Source organism: Cytobacillus gottheilii, assembly GCF_900166665.1.
Lineage (GTDB): Bacteria > Bacillota > Bacilli > Bacillales > Cytobacillaceae > Cytobacillus > Cytobacillus gottheilii_A.
This window is the reverse complement of sequence record NZ_LT800494.1, coordinates 1760802-1768137: the sequence shown is the minus strand read 5'-3', so window position 1 is coordinate 1768137 and position 7336 is coordinate 1760802. Positions and strand designations below refer to the sequence as shown.

Here is a 7336-nt window from a genome sequence, read left to right as displayed (position 1 = left end):
TTTACAAGATCCCCGCCATAAACCATTTCTAGCTTATGGCGGGCTTGATCAGTGTTTGATCGATAAAATTTTCCCACCTGACAAGAAAGCAGGTTTCAGTTAGTTTGTTCTATTTTGCTTTGAACAAAGTTTTTTATTCTCGAAACCGCCTGCTCTAGGGAGTCTAATGAACTCGCATAGGAGATCCGGATATTATTTGGTGATCCAAACCCAGAACCAGGAATGACTGCAACCATGGCTTCTTCTAAAAGGGCTGTTACAAATTCATCTACATTCTGATAGCCTGATAATACTGCAGCCTCTGAAACATTTGGAAAAAGGTAAAATGCTCCCTGCGGCTTAATGCATGTAAAACCAGGAATTGAGATAAGCTGCTCATAAATAATGTTTAAACGCTGTTCAAAAGCTGCATTCATTTCTGCAAGCTTATCCTGCGGACCTGCATAAGCAGCGATTGTTCCATACTGAGCTGGTGTTGTAGGATTTGATGTGCTGTGGCTCGCAAGGTTTGTCATTGCTTTAATGATCGCCTGATTGCCGGCAGCATAACCAATTCTCCAGCCTGTCATCGAATGGGATTTTGAAACACCATTAATAATGATCGTCTGTTCTTTTAGCTCTGGAGAAATTTGTGCAATCGAAATATGCTTATGATTACCGTATACAAGCTTTTCATAAATTTCATCTGAAACAATTAGGATGTTATGTTTTAGACAGACTTCACCAAGCTCTTTCAATTCTTCCTCCGTATATAAAATCCCAGTTGGATTAGACGGCGAGTTAATAATAACAGCTTTTGTCTTCTCAGTAATGGAAGCTTCAAGCTGTGCTGGAGTCATTTTAAATTCATTTTCCTCTAAGCCCTCGGTATAAACAGGAACACCGCCGGCCAGTTTCACTTGCTCTGGATAACTCACCCAATATGGAATAGGGATGATGACCTCGTCCCCTTCGTTTAAGAGAACCTGGAACAAGGTATATAACGCGTGCTTCGCTCCGTTCGTCACGATTATTTCAGAGGGATTGAATTGAATCCCTTGATCGTTTTTCAACTTTATTGCTATTTCCTTTTTTAATAAAGGCAGCCCAGCTGCTGGGGTATATTTCGTATGTCCCTCATTCATGGACGCAGCTGCTGCTTCAATGATATGCTGCGGTGTATTAAAATCCGGCTCCCCAGCGCCAAGGCCAATAACATCATAACCTTGTGCCTTTAGTTCCTTTGCCTTGGCTGTGATCGCCAATGTGGTCGATGGTGTAAGTGCTTGAACTCTATTTGCCAATGTAAAATCCATTATGAGTGCCTCCTAAAAAATCACAAGTTTTCAATAACTTTTAACTTTTTATTGCCTGTTTCAAAATCAATGAGATAATAATTCAGCAAATCTCCCTCAGTTTTATAAGCTATTTCCCATAAAGGGATATTCTTTTCCATCCCAAGCTTTCTTGAAATAATGTCCACTTGTCCCTTTTCTGAAGTAAGAATATTCTGAGCTTCTTGCTCCGTTATTCCTTCTGACTGCTTTAGCAGCTGGATTTCTCCGTCATTTTCCGGAACCCAGACGAAAACCTCGTCTCCTGCCTCATCAAGGCCATCTATAACATAAATGGTTTCATTTCCATGATATATTTCAAAGTCATTTACTGACACAAGTTTTGTTTCAGCTTTAGCCCTTTTTACCGCATCATCTTCGGCTGCCTTCACAGGCTCAACAGAATTTAAATAAATATTAATACTCAAAGCGATTATAATAACGAACACTACAGAACAGATTACAATCAATTTTTTCATTATGTACGGTAGATGGTGAAAACAGCTTTCTCGTCATCCTGCTTATCTAAAGCCAGTCCAAACATTAAGTTTTCACGTTTTAAGGTTCTGTTTAAAGCATCAACAATTTTATACAAATCTGGGCTTTGCTGAATTTTGACTGTTGACAGCACTTCAATTTTATTTTCCATACTGGAATTCCTCCCTAGTGGCTACAAAATTTGTTACTTATATCGTCATTCATTTCGGATAAAATAGTATTACAATCAGTTGTAAAACTTCTTATATCAGTATAACAGCAATACTTCGACGCTGAAATAACCTAAACCAAAATTTTTCTTCTAGTTCAAACACGAAATGGCAAGCTGCGCCTTCATGGCGCAGTATTTTTTTAGTAAGCAGACGGATCCGCAACCTGTAGAGGAAAAATTGCCCTCTGCTTTATAGCCATCTTTCAATCAATTCGACTGTTTCATTAATGTTTTTTTCCTGCACATCTATATCAGGAACAGAATCAAGAAAAGCTTTTCCATATTTAGTTGTTACAATTCTCCGATCAAACACGAGAATGAAGCCTCGGTCTTTCTCAGTTCGAATTAAACGACCAAAGCCCTGCTTAAAGCGAAGAACAGCTTCTGGCAGAGAATATTCGTAAAAAGGATTTCCGCCCTGCTTACGGATATAATCAGATTTAGCTGCATGAATTGGCTCATCTGGCGGAGTAAAAGGCAAGCGGACAATAATTAAGCATGATAAATCATCTCCCGGGATGTCCACACCTTCCCAAAAACTGCTAGTTCCAAACAGAATAGCCTTCTCGAAACGCTGAAAATTTCTGGTTAGCCTAGTTCTGCTTCCTCCAGAAATCCCTTGCGCAAACAAGGCATACCCCTCAAGCAAGCCAGATTCTTTAATGAGTTCATATGTTTTCCTCAGCATTTCATAGGAAGTAAACAGCAGCAGCATTCTGCCTTTTGTTGCCTCCGCAATGGTAATAATATGCTCTGTTATCGATGCGACATAATCTTCCAAAGCTACAGCTTTTATATCTGGGAGATCAGTCGGGACTACGAGCTTCATTTGATCTTTATAGTGAAAAGGCGAAGCAATTTGCTCTAGCAGACATTCCTCTTTTGATAACCCAATCTGATCAAGAAAATATTGAAAAGAACGGTTGACCACTAGTGTTGCCGAAGTGAGTACGATACTCTCTTTTACTGAAAAAAACTTTTCTTTAAAAAGAGCTGATGCCTCAATTGGCTCTGCTATAACCGATGTAGCATTCTGTGCAGCCCGTTGATCCAGTTCAATCCATGCCACAAAATCCTGATAGTCTTGCAGAAATAAATTGCGTGTCATGGAGACGATATCTTCCAGTTTTAGCATAGTCATCGCCGTTTCCTCAAGCAATATCTTTTCCCCAGCATTTAAGTGTTCCTTTAAATTTGTAGCTAGATCTAGCTTGTGGTTAACAATTTGTATAATATCCTTCAAGGAAAACAGGAACCGTTCTGCAGCGGCTTTTACATATTGATTTTCTTTGTTATTAACACTGTTTTCAAAGCGCACTTTTATTCTGTTTGTATAACTTTTTACAGTGCTGTGCCTTTTCGCATAAATCGCAATCATTTTAAATAGTTCATCCATATCCTCGGTTAGAACAGACATTAAACGGCCGAATTCCATACCATGAATATCGTGTTTGCTATGATTAGAGTGCTTATTTAACAAGTGTACCAGCTTATGCAAAAGCTTGTTCTGATCTAACAATCCAAGCTGGCTGAGGAGGATGCGAATCGTCATATAATCAAATTGTTTTCCTAAATGCTGTCCTGCCGCTTTTACAAAATGATGTGCTTCATCAACGACAACATGATGATAATTCGGGAGCATTGGTTTTTCGGCCAGTAAGTCCGACATCAGCAAAGAATGGTTTGTAATGATCACACTGGCTGCATTCGCTCTATTTTTGGCAATGCTGTAAAAATCCCGTGTTTTCCACTCTTTTGTTTCAATAAAAACATTATGATCATTTTTCACTCGATTCCAGAAAAGATTTCCGCCGCTCGATAAATTTAATTCATCTATGTCCCCTGTTTTCGTTTCAGTCAGCCAGACCAAAATTTGCATCTTCGTTAACGTAGTATCATAATTATCATCTTTTTCCTTTAGCGTGTACTCAAATTTAGCCATTGAAATATAATGGCCTCTACCTTTTAACAAGGCTGCATTTACATGAAAAGGCAAAATTTTGTTTATAATTGGAATATCATTTGTAAGCAGCTGATCTTGAAGCTGTGTTGTATATGTACTGATCATGATAGGCTTATGTGTTTCTCTTCCGTATAAAACGGCTGGCAGTAAATAAGCGATCGATTTGCCGACTCCTGTGCCAGCTTCAATAAGAGCATGCTTGGATAACCGAAAAGCTTTATAAACTGTATCCATCATTGAAAACTGTCCATCTCGTTGTTCAAAAGCGGGAAAACCTTTTTTCAGCAAGGTTGCTTTATCCATTTGCTGAAAGGTATCTTCTATCACGCTTTCATCCTTTTTTATCTCTTCAGCCTGACCCTGTTTATAAATCGCTATCCCCCTATGAATTTCAAGGAATGGAGCAGTGTCTTCCAGCTTTGTTTCTTTTTGCAAAAGAAGTTCTTCCAGCAATGTATCTAAATCACTCTTTAGGCCGCCAGATAGCTTGTAAAGCTGACGAATTGTCTCTTTGGGCAGCTTTTTCACCTTATTTAGCAGCAGCAATAACAGCTCAGCAGTCGCTAATGAATCACTATCCGCCTGGTGAGGCCGGTCATGAATGATTCCAATGCTTTGTGATAACTCAGAAAGCTTATAGCTATCTGCAGACGGAAGAAGGATTCTTGCCAATTCAACCGTATCAATGACAGGGCCATAAAAGCCTATCAATCCAGCGTTTATAAGTTCTTCTTGTAAAAAAGATAAGTCAAAAAGAACATTGTGTGCGACAAAGTAGGCATCTTCTAGTAGAACATTTATTTCTTCAGCTATTTCTGAGAAATATGGGGCGGTTTTTACCATGTCGTCTGTTAAGCCTGTCAGCTCCTCAATAAACGGTGGTATAGGCTGCTTTGGATTAACAAGTGAAGAATACTCCTTGGTTATTTTCCCGTTTTCAATGACTACAGCTGCAAATTGAATTATTTTATCGCCTTTTTTCGGAGCATTACCTGTCGTTTCTAAATCAACGACAACAAATTTATTACTCATCTATTACACCTCGGTCGTTCAGTCATTAGAACGGTAACATAAAAACAAGAAAAAGAAAAAGGTTAAGCTAATCATGGGTGTAACAAAGGCTGAAGCGGAGTATCTCCCTTCAGCCTTTTTGTTTCCATAGTAGCGCTGCAGAACAGCAGTCCTATCAGTCGGGACGCGAAGCCACTACATGATGGTGCTGGCGGGCTCTGCATGCAGCAATTGCTTAATCACATTATTTTCTCCCATAATCGCCACTTTAGGCTGATGATCTGCCAGTTTTTCTTCGGCCACAAAAGCATAAGAAATGATAATTACGATATCCCCTTCATGAACGAGTCTTGCTGCTGCTCCGTTTACACAGATTACACCGCTTCCTCTTTCACCAGGAATAATATATGTCTCAAATCTTGCTCCATTATTATTATTTACAATTTGCACTTTTTCATTAGGAAGCATACCAACCACATCCAGAATATCACTGTCGATTGTAATGCTTCCCACATAATTTAAGTTTGCCTCTGTTACGGTCGCGCGATGGATTTTTCCGTTCATCATTGTGCGAAACATGATGATTCCCCCTTAGATGGTTAAGATTGTATTATCAATTAAGCGAGCCCCTGTAAATTTCACGGCTAATGCGATAATGAATGTACCTTGCAATTCGTTTAATGGTTTCAATTCTGGATAACTGTATATTTCGATGTAGTCAATCTTTCCGCTGCTATTTTGCTGAATACGTTCCCTCATGAATGATATCACCTTTTCAGGGTCTCTTTCACCGTTAATGATTCCCTCTCTTGCTTCATTCAGGGATTTGCTTAGGATGATAGCTTCTACTCTCTCGTTTGGCTGTAAATATACATTACGGGAGCTTTTTGCCAGACCATCACTTTCTCTGACCGTTTCAACCGTTTTGAGGGTCACTGGAATATTGTAGTCCGTTACTAGCATATCGATTACTGCAACCTGCTGTGCATCCTTCATGCCGAAATAGGCAAAATCCGGAACAACTATATTGAATAATTTTAATAGAACAGCAGCAACTCCATCAAAATGACCTGGACGTGACCGGCCGCATAATACATCTGTTCTGTCCTCAACCGTTACGTTAATTGATAAAGGTTTTGGATACATTTCAGATGCGTTCGGATAAAATAAGTAATCCGCTCCACATTCTTCTGCAAGCTGTCTGTCTCGTTCAAAATCACGAGGATAGGTGCTCAAATCTTCATTTGCTCCAAATTGAAGCGGATTAACGAATATACTGACCGCCACTACATCATTTTCCCTGCGTGCTTGTTTTATTAGCGTTAGATGACCTTCATGCAAATAGCCCATTGTTGGAACGAAACCGATGGTCTTTCCTGATCGCTTCTGTTCGAGCATTGAATTTTGCATCTCTTTTACAGCTGTAATGACTCTCATGCTTTTCCTCCATATAAGCTTGATAGCTCTTCATCTTTCATCGTAAAGGAATGTTCGTCTTTCGGGAAAAGTTTGTTTTTCACTTCTGTTTTATACGTACGAATAGCGTTTTCCATCATTTCACCGCTATTTGCATACTGTTTAACGAATTTCGGAACACGATCGACTCCATAGGTTAGAATATCGTGATAAACAAGCACTTGTCCATCTGCTCCGGCACCAGCTCCGATTCCGATCGCTGGAATATCTATCTGCTTAACAATCTCATCTGTTAACTGCTTCGGAACACATTCAAGCACAACTGCAAAAGCTCCTGCAGCTTCACATTTTTTAGCATCATCAATCAGCTTTCGTGCTGCTTGAGCATTTTTGCCTTGAACTTTATAACCGCCTAAAACACCTACTGATTGTGGAGTTAAGCCAAGGTGAGCCATGACGGGAACACCAGCATTTGTTAACGCTTTTATATGGGTAATGACATCATCGCCACCCTCGACTTTAACAGCGTGCGCTCCTGTTTCCTGGATAAGCCTTGCTCCATTTAGCAGGGTGTCTCTTTCAGATAAATGATAGCTCATGAAAGGCATATCAATTACAATAAACGTATTTGGTGCACCTCTTTTGACCGCTTTCCCGTGATGAATCATATCTTCCATTGTGACAGGCACTGTTGAATCATAGCCTAAGACCACCATTCCCAGAGAATCACCAACAAGAATCATATCTACCTCAGCTTGTTCAGCTTGCTTTGCGGAAGGATAGTCATATGCCGTCAGCATCACAATCTTTTCTTCTGACTTTTTCATTTTTAAAAAATTTGTACTGTTTTTCATTCTGTATCCTCCTCGTTTAGGGGAAGAGGCGATTGATTGACCGTAATGAGATAAAGTGAACAAAATGAAC

7 protein-coding genes are annotated in these 7336 nt (G+C 39.6%); all 7 read right to left on the bottom strand.

The window, feature by feature from the left end:
- Window positions 1-95: 95 nt before the first annotated feature.
- The gene (locus B7E07_RS08650) at window positions 96-1295 is read right to left on the bottom strand and encodes a pyridoxal phosphate-dependent aminotransferase (RefSeq protein ID WP_080845485.1); all 1200 of its coding nucleotides are present in this window, start codon (window positions 1293-1295) and stop codon (window positions 96-98) included.
- Between the two features lie 20 nt (window positions 1296-1315).
- On the bottom strand, window positions 1316-1741 hold the full coding sequence (locus B7E07_RS08645) for a cell wall elongation regulator TseB-like domain-containing protein (protein WP_257391417.1): 426 nt from the start codon (window positions 1739-1741) through the stop codon (window positions 1316-1318).
- A gap of 50 nt (window positions 1742-1791) precedes the next feature.
- Window positions 1792-1962 (bottom strand): YpmA family protein, encoded by a 171-nt coding sequence (locus B7E07_RS08640; RefSeq protein WP_080845483.1) that lies wholly within the window; start codon window positions 1960-1962, stop codon window positions 1792-1794.
- Window positions 1963-2212: 250 nt separating this feature from the next.
- On the bottom strand, window positions 2213-5017 hold the full coding sequence (gene dinG / locus B7E07_RS08635; protein WP_080845482.1) for an ATP-dependent DNA helicase DinG: 2805 nt from the start codon (window positions 5015-5017) through the stop codon (window positions 2213-2215).
- A gap of 174 nt (window positions 5018-5191) precedes the next feature.
- Window positions 5192-5575 carry an aspartate 1-decarboxylase gene (gene panD / locus B7E07_RS08630; protein ID WP_080845481.1) on the bottom strand — a complete coding sequence of 128 codons (384 nt, stop codon included), beginning with the start codon at window positions 5573-5575 and terminating at the stop codon, window positions 5192-5194.
- Between the two features lie 12 nt (window positions 5576-5587).
- Entirely contained in the window at window positions 5588-6433 is an 846-nt protein-coding gene (gene panC / locus B7E07_RS08625; RefSeq protein ID WP_080845480.1) for a pantoate--beta-alanine ligase, read from the bottom strand.
- Window positions 6430-7266: a 3-methyl-2-oxobutanoate hydroxymethyltransferase gene (gene panB / locus B7E07_RS08620; protein ID WP_080845479.1), complete on the bottom strand. Its 837-nt coding sequence runs from the start codon at window positions 7264-7266 to the stop codon at window positions 6430-6432. The genes panC and panB overlap by 4 nt, the downstream gene beginning before the upstream one ends.
- Window positions 7267-7336: the final 70 nt, after the last annotated feature.

Excerpts from the sequence above, each read along its gene's own strand:
- panD (WP_080845481.1), bottom strand. The coding sequence starts at position 5,575 with ATGTTTCGCACAATGATGAACGGAAAAATCCATCGCGCGACCGTAACA.
- panC (WP_080845480.1), bottom strand. The coding sequence starts at position 6,433 with ATGAGAGTCATTACAGCTGTAAAAGAGATGCAAAATTCAATGCTCGAA.
- panB (WP_080845479.1), bottom strand. The coding sequence starts at position 7,266 with ATGAAAAACAGTACAAATTTTTTAAAAATGAAAAAGTCAGAAGAAAAG.
- dinG (WP_080845482.1), bottom strand. The coding sequence starts at position 5,017 with ATGAGTAATAAATTTGTTGTCGTTGATTTAGAAACGACAGGTAATGCT.
- B7E07_RS08640 (WP_080845483.1), bottom strand. The coding sequence starts at position 1,962 with ATGGAAAATAAAATTGAAGTGCTGTCAACAGTCAAAATTCAGCAAAGC.
- B7E07_RS08650 (WP_080845485.1), bottom strand. The coding sequence starts at position 1,295 with ATGGATTTTACATTGGCAAATAGAGTTCAAGCACTTACACCATCGACC.